This window comes from Pseudomonas sp. Tul2A7 (assembly GCF_054790505.1).
In genome coordinates, this window is record NZ_CP186499.1 from 5,514,976 (window position 1) to 5,532,540 (window position 17,565).

At 58.9% G+C, this 17,565-nt stretch carries 12 protein-coding genes; 4 read left to right on the forward strand and 8 right to left on the reverse strand.

The features are described from left to right. Positions 1–41 precede the first annotated feature (41 nt). Entirely contained in the window at positions 42–944 is a 903-nt protein-coding gene (locus ACOYXJ_RS24635) for a bestrophin family protein (RefSeq protein WP_095118968.1), read from the forward strand. A gap of 43 nt (positions 945–987) precedes the next feature. Here ACOYXJ_RS24635 and ACOYXJ_RS24640 read toward each other — a convergent pair whose 3' ends face one another. Beyond that, the gene (locus tag ACOYXJ_RS24640; RefSeq protein ID WP_460372042.1) at positions 988–1,767 is read right to left on the reverse strand and encodes a MetQ/NlpA family ABC transporter substrate-binding protein; all 780 of its coding nucleotides are present in this window, start codon (positions 1,765–1,767) and stop codon (positions 988–990) included. Further along, positions 1,764–2,942 carry an N-methyl-L-tryptophan oxidase gene (gene solA / locus ACOYXJ_RS24645; RefSeq protein WP_460372044.1) on the reverse strand — a complete coding sequence of 393 codons (1,179 nt, stop codon included), beginning with the start codon at positions 2,940–2,942 and terminating at the stop codon, positions 1,764–1,766. Before solA ends, ACOYXJ_RS24640 begins: the two co-directional genes overlap by 4 nt. A gap of 373 nt (positions 2,943–3,315) precedes the next feature. On the opposite strand from solA, the gene ACOYXJ_RS24650 reads away from it, so the two are divergent. Both ACOYXJ_RS24650 and ACOYXJ_RS24655 read left to right on the forward strand, forming a co-directional pair. Next, a complete protein-coding gene (locus ACOYXJ_RS24650; RefSeq protein ID WP_460372046.1) occupies positions 3,316–5,721 on the forward strand; it encodes a glucose/quinate/shikimate family membrane-bound PQQ-dependent dehydrogenase in 2,406 nt (801 codons plus the stop codon). Positions 5,722–5,825: 104 nt separating this feature from the next. After that, positions 5,826–7,124 (forward strand): carbohydrate porin, encoded by a 1,299-nt coding sequence (locus ACOYXJ_RS24655; protein WP_460372048.1) that lies wholly within the window; start codon positions 5,826–5,828, stop codon positions 7,122–7,124. A gap of 62 nt (positions 7,125–7,186) precedes the next feature. Here ACOYXJ_RS24655 and ACOYXJ_RS24660 read toward each other — a convergent pair whose 3' ends face one another. After that, positions 7,187–7,450, reverse strand: coding sequence for a hypothetical protein (locus tag ACOYXJ_RS24660; protein ID WP_191622603.1), 264 nt, complete (start codon positions 7,448–7,450; stop codon positions 7,187–7,189). Between the two features lie 189 nt (positions 7,451–7,639). Between ACOYXJ_RS24660 and alaE the strand changes: the two genes are divergently transcribed. Then, complete coding sequence (alaE, locus tag ACOYXJ_RS24665) at positions 7,640–8,101, forward strand: L-alanine exporter AlaE (RefSeq protein ID WP_460372050.1); 462 nt, start codon at positions 7,640–7,642, stop codon at positions 8,099–8,101. Positions 8,102–8,188: 87 nt separating this feature from the next. On the opposite strand, the gene ACOYXJ_RS24670 is transcribed toward alaE, so the two are convergent. The 5 genes from ACOYXJ_RS24670 to ACOYXJ_RS24690 all read right to left on the reverse strand — a co-directional run bounded on the left by ACOYXJ_RS24670 (position 8,189) and on the right by ACOYXJ_RS24690 (position 17,232). Continuing rightward, positions 8,189–8,551 (reverse strand): hypothetical protein, encoded by a 363-nt coding sequence (locus ACOYXJ_RS24670; RefSeq protein ID WP_460372051.1) that lies wholly within the window; start codon positions 8,549–8,551, stop codon positions 8,189–8,191. A 792-nt stretch (positions 8,552–9,343) separates the two neighbouring features. Beyond that, the gene (locus ACOYXJ_RS24675) at positions 9,344–13,723 is read right to left on the reverse strand and encodes a response regulator (RefSeq protein ID WP_460372052.1); all 4,380 of its coding nucleotides are present in this window, start codon (positions 13,721–13,723) and stop codon (positions 9,344–9,346) included. Between the two features lie 43 nt (positions 13,724–13,766). Then, complete coding sequence (locus ACOYXJ_RS24680) at positions 13,767–14,924, reverse strand: response regulator (protein ID WP_150792897.1); 1,158 nt, start codon at positions 14,922–14,924, stop codon at positions 13,767–13,769. Between the two features lie 250 nt (positions 14,925–15,174). Then, positions 15,175–15,561 (reverse strand): YfeK family protein, encoded by a 387-nt coding sequence (locus tag ACOYXJ_RS24685; RefSeq protein ID WP_150729253.1) that lies wholly within the window; start codon positions 15,559–15,561, stop codon positions 15,175–15,177. A gap of 96 nt (positions 15,562–15,657) precedes the next feature. Next, positions 15,658–17,232 carry a phospholipase D-like domain-containing protein gene (locus tag ACOYXJ_RS24690; protein ID WP_460372054.1) on the reverse strand — a complete coding sequence of 525 codons (1,575 nt, stop codon included), beginning with the start codon at positions 17,230–17,232 and terminating at the stop codon, positions 15,658–15,660. Positions 17,233–17,565 lie beyond the last annotated feature (333 nt).

The window sequence follows — 17,565 nt, forward strand, 5'->3', positions numbered from 1 at the left end:
GCTAAGGCGTTAACGCTTACCGCTCACCACGAGGTTTCCGTTTGAAAGCAGCCATCGTCAGAAAATACCGTTTGATCATCAAGACTCTGGGCTATGTCGGCTGGGCGTTGTTCTGGCTGCTGCTCTGGGACATCGCCGTCACCGTCGACTTCATGCTGTTCCTCAACGCCAAACTGAATCTGCCATTGATGCCCCTGACCTTGTTGGGTTCGGCATTGATCGTGCTGATCAGTTTCCGCAACAGCAGCGCTTACAATCGTTGGTGGGAAGCACGCACGCTGTGGGGTTCGATGATCAACAATTCGCGCAGCTTCGCCCGGCAGGTGCTGACTTTGCTGGATGATCCCGATGGCGAGGTCAATCCGGTCAAGTCGACCTTGTTGCGCCGCCACGTCGCCTATGTGAATTGCCTCGCGGCGCACCTGCAAGGCCAGCCTTGCCCTGAGGAAGTCCGCGCGTTTATTCCCGCCAATGAATTCGCCCGCAGTGGCACGACCAATAACTTTGCCAACGATATCCTCACCGGATCGGCGACTTTGCTTGCACGAGAATACAAGGCCGGGCGCCTGGACAGCATTCGCCTGGCGCGGCTGGAATCGACATTGGTGGATCTGTCCAACAGTCAGGGCGGCATGGAGCGGATCGCGAATACGCCGCTGCCCTACCCTTATGTGTATTTCCCACGGCTGTTTATTTCGCTGTTCTGCCTGATCGTGCCGGTCGGTCTGGTCGAGTCACTGGGTTGGTTTACGCCGCTGGCCTCGACCGTGGTCGGCTTCATGCTGCTGGCCATCGAGCGCATCGGCACTGATCTGCAAAGCCCGTTTCGCCACAGCGAACACCAGATTCAGATGGAAGCCCTTTGCGAAACCATCGAGAAGAACCTGCAATCGATGCAGCGTGATTCTCTGGGTGACGTGCGTCGGATTGAAGAAAACGCTTGAAGATGTGGGGAGCCGTCAGCATGTCTGGCGGCTCCCGACGGAGTCAGAACGCCGGCACCACGTCGCCGTGATAACGCTCAAGAATGAACTGCTTCACTTGCGATGAATTGAGCAGCGCGCCGAGCTTCTGCACCGCTGGAGCATTGGCCTTGTCGCGACGCACGTACAGGTAATTGGCGTACGGCGACTCCGAACTTTCGATAAACAGCGCGTCTTTGTGCGGCACCAGTTTGGCTTCCAGCGCGTAGTTGGCGTTGATCAACGCCATGTCGACCTGATTCACCACCCGCGGCAACATCGCCGCTTCGAGTTCCTGAAACTTCAGATGCTTGGGATTGCTGACGATGTCCAGGCGCGTGGCCATGATGTTGTCGGGATCCTTCAGGGTGATCAGGCCTTGTTTGGCGATCAGCAGCAGCGCCCGACCGGAGTTGGTCGGGTCGTTGGGAATGGCAATGGTCGCGCCATCCTTGAGTTCGCTGATGTTTTTGATCTTCTTCGAATAGGCGCCAAACGGTTCGATGTGCACGGCGACGATCGGCACTTGATCGCTGCTCGGACGGTCTTTTTTGTAGGCCTCGTAATACGGTTTGCTCTGGAAGTAATTGGCGTCGAGCAAGCCTTCATCCGTCTGCCGGTCGGGCTGAATGTAGTCAGAGAACACTTTGACATCCAGCGTCACCCCTTCCTTGGCCAGTTCCGGCTTCAAGAACTCGAGGATCTCGGCATGGGGCACAGGCACCACGGCGATTTTCAGGGTTTCGGCATAAGCATTGCCCAGGGCGGCGACCAGCAGTGCTACGGAGAGCGCGACGCGTTTCACGATAGTTTTCCTTCGAAGCGTTTCAGGGAGAAAGAGGACAGATCCAGGTCGCTCGAGCCGCGCATGCACCACTGCGCAAATGCTTCGCCGAGCGCGGCGGAATGCTTGAAACCGTGTCCGGAGCACGCCGAGACGAACAAGGTGTGTTGCAGCGAGGGATGCTCGTCGATGATGAAGTGGCGATCCGGGGTCACGGTGTAGGCACAGACCGCCGACTTGAGGACTTTCGAGGTCACGCCGGCAATGCGCTCGTGCACCTGGTGCTCGTACATGTCCTGCGCTTCGGCCGCTGAAACCGTACGGTCGATGGCCTGCGCGGACGTTGCGGTGTGGTACTGCGCGGTGGCGATTTTCATGCTGCTTTCGCCGGGTAGCGCGGGAAAGCCGTAGTTGATTTTGTCGTCGCCGCGCCCGTGGGTGAAGATGAACGTCGGTGAGTGGCCGACCAGTCCGGCGTTCTCTTCCAGCTCGAACCAGAACAGCTTTTGTCGGTAAACACTCAGCAGGTTCTCATACGGTGCACCGAGCAGTTCGCCGTTCCAGTTGCCCGCGCTGATCACCAGTTTGTCGGCCCGTAATGTGCGCTGGTTGGTCGTGACCGTAACCCCCTCTTCGTTCGAGCTGATCGCCGTGACGGTCTCGCCTTTATAAAGCGTCGCGCCGTGTTGCTCGGCCAGTTTGAGCTGTACATCGATGCAGCGCTCCGGGCGCACAAAACCGCCACCCGGTTCGAAATAGCCTATGGCCGAGTCGTGCACGTTGGCGAACTGCGGGAAGCGCTGGCGAATCTGTTCGGCGGACAGGACTTCGTGCTCGATGCCGTAAGTCCGCGCCAGGCCGATGGTGCGCAAGGTGAAGTCGCTCGGGTCTTGAGGATCGAATTCGGCGCTCGACGTCAGCACCAGCAACCCCGATTGCTCGAACAGCGATTCCCCGGTCAGTGCCTCCAGCTCACGCCAGATGCGATGAGAATTGCGCACGATGGGCACATATTGCGCACCCTCGCCGACTGAAAGCCGAGTGATTCGAGTATCGCCATGGCTGGAGCCGAGGTTGTGCGGCGGGTGATGACGATCAATACCGACAACGTTCACGCCCGCTTTCGCCAATTGATAAACCGTCGCCGCGCCCATGGCGCCCAAGCCCAGAACCACCACCTCACATCGCTCGGACATAAATAGCCACCTATCAAAAAGGCGCCAGTTGAGCGGCAAACCGTGGCGAATTCCAAGATTAAAAAAGCATATCCATATACCTCAGCGCATCCATTGACCGCTCTGGGTCGGGCTACCGGGTGGTTATTCGTCGCATTTACAACCCGGCGCAAATGATTTACGCCTGAGTGCACGGCAGACGATGTCTGTCACAAATCACAATCAATCTGACAGAACAGCTATTTTAGTGCGCATTTCGACAGACATTTCCACATCTGAGCCCTCTGCAGGCGCGAGTCGAAAGCTCGAACTACGCTTCACGTTGAAATTTGTGATTTAACTAGGTAGTTACCTAACTATATAATGCGCGCCTCATTTCAACGGGACACTCAACGTGAAGCAGAGTCAACGCCTCTCGGGCATATCAAAATTCATTCTGATCGGGCTGGGCGTCGTCATCGCCCTGCTCGGCTTGGCGCTGGCTGCGGGCGGCGTGAAGTTGGTCAGCCTGGGAGGCTCGTGGTACTTCCTGGTGGGTGGCTTGGTCATGGCCGTTTCCGGTCTGCTGATCGCGCGCTTCAAGCTGGCCGGTGCGTGGCTGTTCGCCGCGTTCCTGGTGGGCACCGCGATCTGGGCGGTGAGCGATGCTGGCCTGGTGTTCTGGCCGGTGTTCTCGCGCCTGTTCATGTTCAGTGTGATCGGTTTGGTCGTGGCGCTGGTTTATCCGCTGCTCAAGCGTGCCAACGGTGGCGTTGCGGGTCGCGGCGCTTACGCCGTGGCTGCGGTGCTGGCGGTCGGCGTGGTTGTGGCGGCCGGCAACATGTTCGTCGCCCACCCCACCGTTGCCGCCACCGGTACCGGCCCGGGCCTGACTCCGGTCGAGCCGGACAAGGCGCAGAAAGACTGGGCGCACTACGGTAATACCGAAGGTGGCAGCCGCTTCGCTGCGCTGGACCAGATCAACCGCAGCAACGTCGACAAGCTGAAAGTCGCGTGGACCTACCACACCGGTGACGTCGCCGAGAGCGATGGCAACGGTGCTGAAGACCAGCTCACCCCGCTGCAGGTTGGCAACAAGGTGTTTATCTGCACCCCGCACAACAACCTGATCGCCCTCGATGCCGACACCGGTAAAGAGCTGTGGAAGAACGCGATCAACGCCCAGTCGAAAGTCTGGCAGCGCTGCCGTGGCATGGCTTATTTCGACGCCACCAAAGCGATTGCTCAGCCGAGCAACTCGTCGATCATCGAAGCCAAGCCTGCGCCGGCCGCCAATTGCCAGCGTCGTCTGCTGACCAACACCATTGATGCGCGCCTGATCGCGGTCGATGCTGACACCGGCGAATTCTGCCAGGGTTTCGGCAACAACGGCCAGGTTGATCTGAAGGCGGATCTGGGCAATGTCCCGGACAGCTACTACCAGTTGTCCTCCGCTCCGCTGATGGCCGGTACCACCGTGGTGGTTGGCGGTCGCGTGGCTGACAACGTGCAAACCGACATGCCCGGCGGCGTGATCCGTGGTTTCGACGTGATCACCGGCGCCATGCGTTGGGCCTTCGACCCGGGCAACCCGCAGGATAAAAAGGCACCGGCCGACAGCAGCACCTACGTGCGCAGCACGCCGAACAGCTGGGCGCCGATGTCCTATGACCCGGCGACCAACACCGTGTTCCTGCCGATGGGCAGTTCGTCGACCGACATCTATGGTGTCGAGCGCAGCAAACTCGATCACACCTACGGCGCTTCGATTCTCGCGCTGGACGCCACCAGCGGTGACGAGCGTTGGGTGTTCCAGACCGTGCACAACGATCTCTGGGACTTCGACCTGCCGATGCAGCCGAGCCTGATCGACTTCACCAAAGACGGCAAAAGCATTCCGGCGCTGGTCATCGGCACCAAGGCCGGGCAGATCTACGTGCTCGACCGTGCAACCGGCAAACCGCTGACCGACGTGAAAGAAGTGCCGGTGAAAGCGGCGAACATCCCGAACGAACCGTACTCCCCTACTCAGCCGAAATCGGTGGGCATGCCAGAAATCGGTGCTCAGCACCTGACCGAATCGGACATGTGGGGCGCTACTCCATACGACCAGTTGCTCTGCCGCATCGATTTCAAAGGCATGCGCTACGACGGCCTGTACACCGCGCCGGGCATGGACAAATCGCTGAGCTTCCCGGGTTCGCTGGGTGGCATGAACTGGGGCAGCATTTCCACTGATCCGGTGCACGGTTTCATCTTCGTCAACGACATGCGTCTGGGTCTGTGGATTCAGATGATTCCGTCGCAGAACAAAGGCCAGGCCGCTGGCGGTGGCGAAGCGCTGAACACCGGCATGGGCGCGGTGCCGCTGAAAGGCACGCCGTACGCCGTGAACAAGAACCGCTTCCTGTCGGTAGCCGGTATTCCGTGCCAGGCACCGCCGTTCGGCACGCTGACGGCGATCGACATGAAGACCCAGAAAATCGCCTGGCAGGTTCCGGTCGGCACCGTTGAAGACACCGGTCCACTGGGTATCCGCATGCACCTGCCGATCAAGATCGGTCTGCCAACCCTCGGCGGCACACTGTCGACCCAAGGTGGTTTGATCTTCATCGCTGGCACCCAGGACTTCTACCTGCGCGCCTTCAACAGCGGCAACGGTGAAGAAGTCTGGAAAGCACGTCTGCCAGTCGGCAGCCAGGGCGGCCCGATGACCTATGTTTCGCCGAAAACCGGCAAGCAGTACATCGTCATCACCGCGGGCGGCGCGCGTCAGTCGACCGATCGCGGCGACTACGTGATGGCTTACGCACTGCCGTAAACCACTGCGTCCACGTTAAACGCGGACGCTTGCTTTGAGCGCGGCACCTTCGGGTGCCGCGCTGCTTTCCCCCTATTGCTCAAGTTTTCTGCAGGAAGATTTACATGCTATCGGCTGTTGGTTTTTCCCGTTCCGACCTGTTCAAAGGCCTGTTGCTGGGCGTCGCATGCACCACCACCCTCCCCGCGCTGGCCGACAACGATTCCGATCTGTTGACCCGCAGCACCCTCACCGGTGACTGGGGTGGCTTGCGTCACCAGATGGATGAACAAGGCATCAAGTTCACCGGCGATTACAGCGGTGAAATGGCTTACAACGCCGATGGCGGTTTGCATCGCTCGGCGCGTTACTCGCAGAACATCAAGCTCGGCGTGCAGTTCGACCTGAGCAAACTGTACGGCGTCGACAACGCCGGCAAGGTCCAGTTGACTATCAATGACCGCCGCGGCAACAGCGCCTCGGAAGATCTGGTCGGCAACCGTCTGCCGATCCAGGAAAACTACGGCGGCCTGTACACGCGCCTGACCGAACTGAGTTACGAGCGCAGCCTGTTCACCCCGGCGCTCAACGTGAAACTCGGTTACATGGCCATGGGCAACGATCTCGGCGGCCTCGACAGCGGCATTCTGTGCAACTTCATGAACGCCGGTTTCTGTGGCCATCCGTTGAACATGTCCGGCGGCAGTGGCTGGACCAACTATCCCAATGCGCATTTGGGCGTGCGGGTGAAATACGACCTGTCGTCCTCGTGGCAACTGCGCGTGGCCGCGTTCAACGTCGATCCGGAAAGCAACGGCAACTCCAGCCGCGCCTGGCACCTTGGGCCAAAACACACCACCGGCACCGTGGTGCCGATCGAGCTGGTGTACAAGCACGCGGGTGAGCTGCCCGGCGAATACAAGCTCGGCTACTACTACGACAGCTCCGACGTAAAACGCATTGGCAGCGATAAAGAAGTGTCCGGTCGCGGCGGTCATTACCTGCTGATCGATCAGGCGGTCTGGAACTCGCCAACGTCCGAAGGCCGCAGCCTGCACGCCTTCGGCCAATACTCGGCGGCCAGCGAAGCGGCTTCGCCGTTCAGCAAGTGGTATGGCACCGGGGTGGTTTTGTACAAACCATTCGAAGGTCGCCCGCGTGACACCGTCGCCCTGGGTTACGGACGCGCCGTGCCGAACCCGCGCAGCCGTGACGTACTGCAGGATGCCGCATTGAACAACGGCACCGCGTTCCCGAACCTGGACAGCGCCGAGCAATTGATCGAACTCGGCTACGGTTATCAGGCCACGCCTTGGCTGACCCTGCGACCGAATGTGCAGTACATCATCGAGCCGGGCGCGTTCTCCGGGCAGGACATCGACAATGCGCTGGTGTTTGGTTTGCAGGTCAAAGCGGCGCTCTGATCTCCAAACAGCAGGCAATAAAAAACCCGGTTTGAATGCCGGGTTTTTTATTGTTTTCAAGATCACTTTTTCTTTTTAGCCGGCTTATCAGCCTTCTTTGAATCCTTGGCCTTCTCAGGCTTGCTGTCCGCTTTTTTGGCAGACTTCTTCGGCTCGGCATCTTTTTTCTTGTCTTTCTTGTCCTTGTCGGAGGACTTTGAAAGCGCCGAAGCCGCCGCTGATTTCTTTTCAGGTGATGACTTTTTGTCTTTCAAATCCTTGCTGGCTTTCGAAGCGTCACCTTTTTTGTCTTTGCTGTTCTTTTCGTCTTTAGCCACGTTGACCACCTCTCGGAGTGTGCCGTTATTGACACGGGGCCTGTGCGATTGACCACAAGCTAATCATTAGGCGAGCAGGTCCGACAGCGGTTCAGATTATTTTCAGACGGCGAAACTGTGGCGAATCTCTGCACCTCGCGGTGCTGTGGCTGTCACAGCACGATGAAGCACTGGCCTATAACTGTCAGGAGAAATAATGTGCCGCACCGTCTGCATCAGCCAACGCGTCGGGCTGCATTTATCGCAGACACCACGGCGCTGATCCTGTTTTTCACCACCACCGGGATCATCAATGAACGCTTCATTGCCGGCATGACGTGGGATCAGGTTCTGCACGCGCGCCTGCTGGGCGCGGCGCTAATGATTCCCGTCGCGCGACCTTACGGTATCTGGCGCGATTGGCTGATGACGCGCGCCGGTCAGGGTCGGCTGTCGAGGTTGCTCTGGGACAGCATCGCCCTGGTCAGTTTTCAGGTGCCGATCTATGCGGCGATCATTGCCTTCAGTGGTGCGTCGGGAGAAGGTCTGGTGCGCGGCACGCTGGGTGCGGCGGTGATGATGCTGGTGCTCGGTCGACCTTATGGGGCGTTTCTTAACGGGGTGCGGAGGCTGTTTGGCTTGCCTCCGGGTGGGGAAAAACCGATGTCGTTGAAGGGGTGAGTGGCTGGGGGAGATTTCAGGGACAGCCCACATTCAGAAAAACGTGATCTGTCCTTTAATCCCACTCTTCTGACCAGTTTCAACGGTTCAACCTCTCGCTCCGGTTTCATAAAAATGGTCAACGCAATAGGCTCGGCCCTTGAGTACATGTTGCTTGCAGTCCTTCGCCAGACAAGCAGACGTATCCAGACCGCCATGATTCTCGACGATGCGTAGCTTGATCAAGGACTCCATATCAGCTGATTCCCAGCCCTCGGGCGAGTCCAGTTTGCGCGCGTACAGCGGTTGATATTTATCCCACTCATCGGTTCGCCAAAGCTGCCCACACCCGGGGCATTGCAATAGTTTGACCCAGTCCGCCGTTGCAAGGCAGCGCATTCCTGCGACAAACGCCGTGTAACGCTGACCAATCTCTACCAGGTCGCCCTTAGCGTTGCAGGTACATTGCATTTTCCTACTCCGAATCTTCTTGCTTCTACTCGTTTCAAGGTGAGGGTCTGCTTCTGGCCGAAAGCTCGCTAAAAAAAAGCTTGCGATCAACACGCCAGGTTGCAGATTTGCGGTTCAAAGACTTGACTCCGACTGCGCCGTTAAATTGCGGACAAGTCTTTTGCAAAGCGCTCAACCTGGCTGGGGAGGACCAACAAAGACCCATTTATTTGCCAATCACAGTCGTCATCTGACGTTGAACCCAAGTAGACGCGCAAGAACACCAAACCCGGGAAATGAGGATCTAAACAGGCCGAAAGTGCAAAATCCTCGCTCTCAGAAAGCCACTCTTTAGAAACCCCTTCCTCAAGCTGCCCAACCGACGCGAAGAATCCGTCGAGTCGAGGCAGGTGATCTGCAGAGGAGGTCCATTCCGTTGTAATTTCCGCGTGTAGATCAGTGCCCGCGAGTCGAACGACGATACAGCCAATCCGGCTGCTACACGGCGTGATGGTCAGCTTCAGCCCATCCTGTTGCATTATTTCTGCTGGCATTTCCGTACCAATGTCACGAGTGAAGTGCCGATATTACTACGTGACCGTGCAGGGGATAGGCAAGTTAGTCTTAGGTTGAAGAATCTGCTTCCGACCGGGAATTGCCCATCACGAATGTCCGCTACTGGCTGGCAGCAATAGACTGAAGCAGAGTTTTCTTTCGCTTAGGCTTCAGCTTTTTTTCGCCATACAACAAAGAGCAGCATGCCGGCCCCAACCAGCTGCCGTTAAAGGTGAGCGGCCTACCTGCTCACCCGGTTCATTTATCCTGAAGAAGCTGCAAGGCGCGATCAAAGTCGAACAGTTCCACCTGCGCCGCGACGAGTGTCAGACGGGCTGTCAACGCATGATCGAGTGGCCTGTTGCGCAGTGCCGCCAGCACGTCCAAAGCCGCCGTATCACCTTCGTCCAACAGAACAATAAGCCTGTTCATCTGCTCGCTGATTGCCGATTGGTCCAGCAGGTCGCCATCCGTGGAGGCCGTAGTGTCCGCCCTAAAGTCGGCCAGAGCCGCCAGGGTCGGGCGCAAGCACTGCTCGACCTGCATCGCTAGCGCTTGCACTACCGTAGCCGGTTCGCCGTTCTGGCAGGCCTGTTCTAACAAAGCGCAAGCCTGCGCCACGGCCTTGGCGCCGAGGCTGCCGGCGGTGCCGCGCAAACTGTGCGCCAGCCGCCCGGCGGCAGCAGGATCCGGATCGATCCGTGCGGACTGGAATTGCTCGGCAAAGTCCGTCTGCGTATCGCGAAACTTGCAGAGCAGACGTAAGTAGAGATCCCGCCGGCCCATGCAGGTGGCGAGACCCGCAGCCAAATCAATGCCCTCAAGATGATCTGGCAAGCCATCGGCGAAACCTGCGTTCAACGATGCTTGAGCGGCTCGTGGTTTGATCCACTTTGCCATTGTCGCGAACATGGTTTCGACATTCAGTGGCTTGGAAATATGGTCGTTCATGCCGCATTCGAGCGCGCGCTCGCGGTCACCGTCCATGGCGTTGGCGGTCATGGCGATCACCGGAAGCGTGCTGAAGCGCGGTTGCTGGCGAATGTGCCGGGTAGCCGTGTAGCCATCCATCACCGGCATCTGGCAATCCATCAGCACGCCATCAAAGTCACCATCCTCGCCGAGGATATCCAAGGCCTCCTGGCCGTGCGTGGCGAGTCGCAAGCGTATTCCGACGCTCTCCAGCAGTTCGCTGGCCAGCTCCTGATTCAGCTCGTTATCTTCGACCAGAAGCAGCCGCGCGCCATTGAGACTGGCGACGGTACTGGCATTGTGTTGGGAGCGTTCGCCAGCCCGAGTATCGCTGTGCGTGTCTCTGCCCAGCACGACACCGATGGCTTCGAGCAAAGAGGATGGCGTGACGGGTTTGGTCAGTACCACAGGCAGCTGGATGCCTTGGCGTTCGGCTTCTTCGCGGGCTTCTTCGCGGCCAAAAGCCGTCACCATGATGACCGATGGCGTACGCAGCAGACTGGCGGAATGCATTCTGCTCACGGTTTCCATGCCATCCATGCCGGGCATCCGCCAGTCCATCAAGACCAGATCGTAAGGCAGGACCTTGTGCTCGGCGTCGGCCAACATGCGCAGCGCCAGACTACCGCTCTGCGCGACGTCCACTTCCAGGCCAAAGCTGCGTGCCATGCCCGAGAGAATTTCACGGGCACTGGTGTTGTCATCCACGACAAGCACGCGCATGCCCAACAGCTCGCCAGCCTTGAACATGCGACGCGGCAGAACATTTTTCTGTACGCCGAGTTGAACCTGGAAGTGGAATGTGGAGCCGATTCCCGGCTCGCTCTCGACCCAGATTCGGCCGGCCATCAGCTCCACCAGTTTCTTGGAAATAGATAATCCCAAACCGGTGCCGCCATATTTGCGGGTGATCGAAGTGTCCGCCTGACTGAATGACTGAAACAGGCGTGAACACTGCTCGACGGTCATGCCGATGCCGGTGTCGCGCACCCAGAAATGCAGCTCTACGCTGTCGGTGTGCGCACCCACTTGTTCCAGACCGACCACGATCTCGCCGTGCTCGGTGAATTTGGCCGCGTTGTTGCCGAGGTTGATCAGCACCTGCCCCAACCGCAGAGGATCGCCCAGCAGCGCCGTGGGCAAGTCGGGCGGGATCTGGAACAACAACTCGAGGCCCTTGTCCTCGGTCTTCAGGCCAATCATGGCAGCGAAGCTGTCGAGTACGTCTTCCAGACGGAACGGCACCTGTTCGAGGTTCATCCTGCCGGCCTCGATCTTGGAGAAGTCGAGGATGTCGTTGATGATCCCCAGCAGGTTCTCCGCCGAGCGGTGGACCTTTTCAATATAGTTGCGCTGGCGTTTGTCCAGTTCGGTACGCAGTGCCAGGTGGCTCATACCGATGATGGCGTTCATCGGCGTACGGATTTCATGGCTCATGTTGGCGAGGAACTCGCTCTTGGCCTGCGTGGCCTCTTCGGCCGCAGCCCTTGCCTCTGCCAGTGCGGTGACGTCAATGTTGATGCCGGTTGCGCGCAATGGCTTACCTTCAGGCGTGCGTGAGAAGCGGTTCAGCGACCGGAGCGTGCGCACCCGTCCATCGTTTTTGCGGACGATCCGGAAGTCGAACTCGACACGGTCATTGCCACTCTGGATGGCGCTCTCGAAGGCGCTGCTGACGCGTGCCACATCCTCGGGATGCATCAGCGCCTGCCAGTGCGCCAACGTGCCACCGAATCCGCCAGGCTCAAGTCCGAACAAGGTTTCAAGCTGGGGCGTCCAATAATTTGTGCCGCTGACCAGATCGACGTCGAACAGCCCGATGTCACCAGCCTCCTGTGCCAGGTTCAGGCGATCGCTGGCGGTTCGCAGCCGGGCTTCCATCGCCCGGCGATCACTCACGTCGCGCACTGAGGCACACACGCAGACACCACGACCCTCCAGACGCGGTAGATGAGAAAGGCCGATTTCCACGGAGAACAGGCTGCCGTCTTTGCGTACCCCGCTCAGATCGTCGAGATCGCCGCCCATCTGCCGGGTTCCGCCGCTGGCAATGAAGCCGTCGCGTAACTTGACATGGCGCTCGCGGGCAGCCTGCGGTACCAGACGCTCGATGCTGGCGCCGATCAGCTCGCCGGGGGCGTAGCCAAACAAGGTGTCCATTTGCGGGTTGGTCATCAGGATGCGGCCGTCGGCTCCCAGCACCAGCATGCCGTCCGGTGCTGCCTCGATGATGCCGCGATACCAGGCCTCGGTGGCGCGCAATGCGGCCTGCTGGGCCTCCAGCTCTCTGGCCTGGTGTTCCAGTTGCAAGGTTTGCGCGCCCATTTCGTCAGCCTGACGTCGAGTTTCCTGCAGCAGCGCCTGGGCTGCCTCGCTGCGTTCCATAATGGCCATCGCACCGGCCAGCCTGGGCAGGACTTCTTGCAAGAGCAATACCTCGTTCTCCTCCAGCGAGCGAAAGCCTGCCATTTCCACAACCCCGAGCAGGCGCTCGCCACGCAGCACCGGCTGCACCAGCAGATGGCTGGCGGCAACTGCGCCCAACTGCGCGCGCACATGCCAGAACGATTCGGGCAGATCCTCAAGCTGACGGGGTTGGCGATCCAGTGCGCACTGGCCAAGCAACCCTTCACCGAGTTCAAGCTCGGCGGGCAACGGGTGCTCACTGTCCAGCGCATAACCGCCGACTAATTGCAGGCGCGACGCGCCCTCATAGAGCACGTAAAGCGCCCCCTGGCACATGCCCAAACGGGGCGCGACGCGGCTGAAAAAAGCCTGAGCCAATTGTTGCGGTGTCTCGGCCTGTTGCAAATCGACTTGCAGGAGCGAGGCGTGAGCTTTCACCCAACGCTGGCGTTCAAGTTGACAAGCCTCCACCTGCAGCGTCGCAATGGCCCGCGCCAGGTCGCCGGTTTCATTGCGCAGGTCGGTGTGCGGGATCTGACCGTCCAGCTTGCCCGACGCCAATTCATCCACGGCCACGCGTACGCGATTCAACGGCACGCGAATGGAATAGCTGACCAACCAGGTCAACAGCAAGGCCAGCGTCGAACCACCCAACAGCAAGATGTACGTGATCGCAGTACTACGCTCTGCGTATTCAGCCAGGTTCTTCGCTGTATCGTGGATGTCGGTTTCCTTGTTTTTCTCGATCTGGTTGAGCAGCCCGTCGCCGCCCTGCTCCAGCGCAAGAAAATCCTTGCTGTTGAGCAACATCAAGGCTTGACCCAAGGAACCCTTGCCGGCGAACTCCAACGCTTCATCGCCATCTTTTTGCAGACGCTGCAATACCCGTTCGAATTCCAGCAGGCTGCTGATGCTGCTCTGTCTGCGCAGTGTTGGACGAACCTGCTCCAGCGCTTCATGGAGTCGCGCCTGGGCGACATTCATCTGGGCTCTGGCGCTGATGCGGATGTCCGCGTTGTTGGTAGCGATTGCACGTTGCATGGCGAGCAACAGATGCGGCAACTGCACCCGAACCTCCTGCACATGCTGGATGCCCACCAGATCCTGTTGGTACAACTGCTGCATTTCATTTCTGAGCGAATACTGGGTGCGCAGGCTTTGCGCGCCCAGTATCAGGATCAATATCAGCAGCGCAGCGAAGCCGATGATCAATTTATTGCGCAGAGACAGGCGCTCGAGCATCTCGAACAGTCTGTTCATAAACAGCCTCTTTCAACTGGATGTGCAAACGGATGCGCGGGGCTCAGGGACGGTCGGCAATCTGCTCAAGCAGAGCTAACTGCCTGGCCATGTCCTGGTCGCTGTCGGCGAAGCGCTCGGCAATTTCGCGGAACTGCTCGGCATTGGCCAGAAACGCGTCACAGATGTCCGGATCAAAATGCGAACCCCGGCCTTCGCGGATGATTTTCACCGCTTGCTCGTGGGGCATGCCGGGCTTGTACACGCGACGACTGATCAGCGCATCGTAGACATCCGCCACAGCCATCAATCGGGCGCTGATCGGTATGTCATCGGTGGCCACGCCTTGCGGATAGCCACTGCCATCCCATTTTTCCTGATGGCCGTAGGCAATTTCCTTGGCCAGATGAAGGAAGTCGACGTTTATGCCTAATTGATCCTCGGCGTGCTGGATGGCGTCGCGGCCCAATGTAGTGTGGGTCTTCATGATCTCGAACTCTTCGGCGGTGAGCCGCCCCGGTTTGAGCAGGATGCGATCGGGAATGCCAATCTTGCCAATATCGTGCAGCGGCGCCGATTTGAAGAGCAGCTTGATCGTGTCCTCGTCGAGGAAGTCGCGGAAGCGCGGGTGATTGCGCAGCAGCTCAGCGAGGCGTTTGATGTAGTGCTGGGTGCGGCGAATGTGGTTGCCGGTTTCGTTGTCACGGGTTTCGGCCAGCGAGGCCATGGCGTGGATCGTGACATCCTGGATGGCGATCACCTCGCGGGTACGCCGTTGCACTTCCTGCTCCAGAAAATCGTTCTGATTGCGCAGGAAATCGGCAACGGCCTTGAGCTTGATCTGAGTCTCGACCCTGGCCATGAGCACCGGAGGGATGATCGGCTTGGTGATGTAATCCGCAGCACCGAGGCTCAAGCCGCGAATCTCGTCCTCCGTAGCGGTCATCGAGGTGAGGAAAATGATCGGAATATGGCGAATGCGGGCATCAAGCTTGAGCTGCTCGGCAACGTCATAACCGGACAGGCCGGGCATCATGATGTCCAGCAGGATCAGGTCGGGAAGCGGGTCTGCCTGTAGAAGGCGCAGGGCCTTTTCGCCGCTGTTGGCGGCTTTGACCCGATATTTGTCCTTGAGCAACTCGGCGATGAGCATCAGGTTATCGGGGGTATCGTCGACTACCAGAACGGTCGCTGATGGATAAACGCCGTGAGTGCTATCCATGGTTGTAGGCTCCCTTGCCAGACAATTAAGGAGTCGGCGTGCTTGCACCAATCTCTTGCTGGCAAGCGTAGCTAGAAAAGCTGCAATCGCTAGGTGGAGATTGGTTGAATCCACAGCCGATAGCAGCCCCTCTCGACCCTTGTGTCGGCAATCACGTTTCGGCGGCGCCTGTCTCGCGTTTCAGACGCTCGAAGTCGCTATTGACCCGTAACTTATGGACCAAGCCAGAGTAATTAGCCTGGAGCCAAGATCAATGCGGTTGCCGCTGCCTCTGCAGTTCCCTCTTCAACCAAGTGCTTGCCGGTTCTGCGCTTTGCTGGCAGCGCACTTCATAGGCGCGGCCACTGATGCTGCTTTCAGTGGCTGCAAGGTCGATGAAATCTTCTGCGCTGTTCACCCTGTTTCTACCTTCCAGATAAGCCAGCTTTTGCTCCAGATGCGCCCGAGCGCGAGGTCCCGGGTATTCAAGTCCGTTGCGCACAAACTGACACGGGCTGTGTTCGACAAAGTCCAGCAAGGCCGTTATCTCTTGGGTAGCTTGAGGGGTGGTTTGACTCAGCGCCTGCGGGACGATGGCGATAAGGCCGCTGCCCGCAACCACTAGCAACAGGCTGAAAAGCCGCGCCGTGCCCCTCATCGCCACACCCTCTTTCTGACCGTGAAAGCAACGCTGTGGCCGTCAACAGAGACCACGCCGTCATCGTTCATCGATGACCCAAGCCGGATATAGCCTCTATAACATCTTCTCCAACCCGATCGTGCTGCTAAGCCACGCATTGAAGTGCCGCCACCAACTCCCCGGTTCCTTGGTCAACGTATGCCGTTTGCCGTCATCCTCAGTGACCCAGACCATCTGATGGTTTTCCAGCACGGTGTGGTAACTGAGCGCCGGGGCCATACCTTCCAGGGCCAGTTCACGCACCCGTCCGGCGAGTTGCGGATTATCGACCAACACCCCGACTTCGGTGTTCCACAAGAGTGAGCGCGAGTCGAAATTGAACGAACCGAGGAATGCTTTCTGCTGGTCGAAAATCATCGCCTTGGTATGCAGGCTGGAGTCGGAACTGTTGGAGGATCCGCTGTGAAACAGGCGCGGCCCGCCGCCTCTGTCGTCGCTGTCACCATTGGCGCCGGATTGCCGCCGTAACTCGAACAACTGCACGCCATGCTCCAGCAAGGTTTGCCGATACGGGGCGTACGCACCGTGTGCGGCGGGCACATCGGTGGCCTCCAGTGAGTTGGTCAGCAAGCTGATCGACACGCCAGCGTCGGCACGGTCGGTCAAGTACACCACTCCCGGCTGACCGGGCACCATGTAGGCTGACACCATGATCAGCTCCTTGCTGACCCCGTTGAGTTCAGGCGCCAACTGAGTGGCCAACAGCAAGTGCGGGGCGGGTTCGCCCTTCGCCAAGACCTTGCTCGGTGCATCCCACATCGCTGTGTTCCAGGCCCAGATCAGCTCCTGACGCCAGACCTGCAGGCGTGGATGCGTGGTGTAGGTCATCAGTTGCTGGTAAAGCGCATGATTCTGCTTGCGCGTTTCCTCCAGGGATTCATCCAGCCGGGTGCGGCTGTTTTTCAGGTCCCTGAGCGACGGTCTGATCGAGAGAAACTGCTCGATGGGCTTGCTCAGCGCACTGTTCCAATACTGGTCAAAACTATGCCCCAGATGCTCGGCAACCGGGCCGACGCTGAGCATGTCGATGTCTCTGAAGTTCTTGTCGGGCTGCGCATCAAAATACTCGTCGCCCAAATTGCGCCCACCGACAATGGCCACGCAGTTGTCCACCACCCACAGTTTGTTGTGCATGCGTCGATGTTGCTGCGACAGGTCGAACAGCCGGCCCATCGTCCGCGTCACGACGGTGCTGCGGCCCAGGTGCAGCGGGTTGAATACGCGAACTTGAATCAACGGATGCGCAGCCAGCGTCGCGATAATCCGGTCGAGGTCATCGCTGGTGGTGTCATCCAGCAAAATCCTCACGCGCACGCCACGGTCGGCGGCGTTCAGCAGTTCGCTCACCAGTATTCGTGTGCTGATGCCGTCGTGGACGATGTAGTACTGCAAGTCGAGGCTGCTTTGCGCGTTGCGAATCAGCTCGGCGCGGGCCGAGAACGCCTCGGCACTCTCGGATAACAAACGAAAGCCCGATCGGCCCTGATGAGGAGCGGCCTGGGCCTGGATAGAACGGCCGAACGCTGAACCGTTCGCTGGCAAGGCCTGACTGGGTTCGTGAGGAACATTGACGGTCGTACAACCGGCAACGAGCAAAGCGAGCATAAACAGCGGCTGTCGGATTTTCACGGAGCGTACTCCGATGGTGACGATCAGGGATGCCGGATCCCGAAGAACGGCCTGTTGGTTCCCTCCATCACTCTGGTCGTCTCGACCTTGCGCACTGTTTCTTCGATCTGCGGGGTTGTTTCTGGAGCGTAGTCCCCGCTGACAATTGCGGGCGCTGACCAAGGTGTAAAAGAGCGTGTCGGCAGCCAGCGCCCAGAAGAAAAAACACAACAGGCAAAGCTGATCAAAATGACACCGCAACTCATTTCCGTAACCGCTACGATTTGGCGACCCATCGCACCCGCAGCAAAGGGTCCGGAAGCAACCGTTAATCAACCACCGCCGCCGAACCCA